We start from the raw sequence: 1,101 nt of genomic DNA, 5'->3' as shown, positions 1-1,101 counted from the left end.
GTCGATGGGCAACCAGAACACGGTCTCCGCCATTCTGACGCTGGCCTATGATTGCCGCCGCCCGGACTATTTCACCCCCCATGCCATCGCCGCCCTGAAGCTGGTCGATCGCGGCGCGCTGACCGCCTCCTCGGTCGGCGCCATGCATGGCGAGATCGGCCATACGCAGTTCCTGCCCGGAAATGTTCTGAAGTATGGCGTCGGCAACGGAAATCTGCGCGACAGGAACACCGCGCTGGCTTCCACCGCCAACTTCCTCAAAGCCCATGGCTGGCAGGCCGGCGCGGGATATGAGGCGAATATGGGCGCCATCGCCGGCTGGAATTCGGCAAGCGTCTACCAGCAGGCCATCGCCCGCATCGCCGAGGCGATCGACGCCAACTGATGCAATATCTCCATTCCAACGAGAAGCCCGGCCTGCGCCGGGCTTTTTGTTACGGAGCAAGGATCAAAACCCAACCACCCGGAACGACAAGGTTCGATCTCATCACCTAACTCTCAATCGTTCGCGTAGCCGCTCAATGGACATTTCCGGGAAACGGGAATCTGGAAGGTACCGGTAGTGCCGTTGCAGGTACGGAATTTGGGATTCCGCGGCGCTGAAGGAGCCGCCTTTGGCCTGTCCTCGATCACCGTCGGGACTCCGGCAGCTTGCGAGTAGCTGCCGCCTAAGGGGCATTTCTCGGAAGCGGCAACCTCGAAGGAGCCGGTGATAACATTTGAGCAGGTACGGAATTTAGAGTTCCGCGGCGCCGTTGTGGCCGCAGCAGCCGCCTTGGACTTGCCCTTGATGACCAACCAGATTTCGGTCGGTTGGTCGAGCTGCAGCCTGTTTATGTCGGAGTAGCTGATGCGGCCGCTGCGTATCCCCTCGGCTATGCGCTGGCAGAACAAGGCCGGCATGCGCTCCTGCGAGACGCCCATGAAGGAGGCGATTTCGTGCTTGAACGTGATGCTCCATAGATGCACAGCGGAGATGCACCCGTCCAAATTAGCCGCAGACGCCTGCTTCGTGGCTGCTTGCGAGGACCCGCACGTCATCAAGGTCAACGCCGTCGCGACCAGAAGAGAAATACTACTTTTCACTGTCAAAACCCCCGC

General features: G+C 60.3%; 2 protein-coding genes. One reads left to right on the top strand and one right to left on the bottom strand.

Going from position 1 to position 1,101, the window contains the following annotated elements:
- The coding region (locus EOA79_RS32175; RefSeq protein ID WP_206639302.1) for a lytic murein transglycosylase at positions 1–385 on the top strand (385 nt) is incomplete at its 5' end.
- Between the two features lie 113 nt (positions 386–498).
- On the opposite strand, the gene EOA79_RS32170 is transcribed toward EOA79_RS32175, so the two are convergent.
- Positions 499–1,101: hypothetical protein (locus tag EOA79_RS32170; protein ID WP_245489986.1), on the bottom strand; the 603-nt coding region annotated here is incomplete at its 5' end.

Source organism: Mesorhizobium sp. M1A.F.Ca.IN.020.03.2.1 (assembly GCF_004023205.1).
GTDB lineage: Bacteria > Pseudomonadota > Alphaproteobacteria > Rhizobiales > Rhizobiaceae > Mesorhizobium.
The sequence above is the reverse complement of the archived record's forward strand: the minus strand, read 5'-3'. Positions and strand labels throughout refer to the sequence as shown.